The sequence below is a fragment of the Synechococcus sp. R55.2 genome, assembly GCF_047462075.1.
GTDB lineage: Bacteria > Cyanobacteriota > Cyanobacteriia > Thermostichales > Thermostichaceae > Thermostichus.
Map to the genome: position 1 here is coordinate 1 of NZ_JANSIH010000214.1, position 741 is coordinate 741.

Annotated in this window: 1 pseudogene; it reads right to left on the reverse strand. The window is 63.4% G+C overall.

The features are described 5' to 3' along the window. Nucleotide 1: 1 nt before the first annotated feature. Nucleotides 2-741 (reverse strand): annotated as a pseudogene (locus tag NW838_RS07540) (peptidase M8); the annotation flags it as partial.

Here is a 741-nt window from a genome sequence, read left to right on the forward strand (position 1 = left end):
GCTAGGGTAAAAGCTCTATCTCACCCCCAATTGGGCCAAAAACCGCATCGTTCCCCAGGAAAAGCCCCTCTTCTGGGGGCAGGCGGCGCCCTTCTGGAGGCAGGGTATAGGGATCCGCAGCAGACAGGTTGACGCCCGTGAACCCCAAGTCTTGCATGGCTGCAGCGGTGATGCGGCTGAGAACAGGGCGTGCAGGTGGCGGTGGCAGCACCGGCGTCATCAGCTCCAACCCTAGGGTTCGCCGCCAGTGACCTTCGGGAGGTGGCTCAACCTGCACCGGCACATTCCCCGATCCGCCCAGGCTGTTGTACTCAGCAGTGGCCTGCCGGCCGGCAAAGCGCGGGTTGGTGGTGCCGCTGTTGAGGAGAAAAGGACTCCAGTTGGGGACGGTGCCGAACCCCAGAGCATGGCCCAGCTCGTGCAGGACAACGTCAAACAGGGATCCCCGATCCTCTAAGCGACCCAGATCTGCCGGGTCGATCCCTATCCTGGCATAAGGGATGATGCGGATCCCGGGCCGAGGAGGGCCGCAGGGGCCTGCTTGACCCACAGCCTTACCCGGACCATCACTCTCAGGGGGGCTGGAGAGGAGCCGGGCGCCGGTTACTTGAACCAAGAGATCATCCACAGGACGATTGACCAGGGGAGTCGGGGGGAAACCAGCTCCGCAGTAGCCAGCCTGCAGAGTTACGGTTACATCAGGCAGATCCCCGGTGATGATCTGCTCCCAGCGCCGGGCTG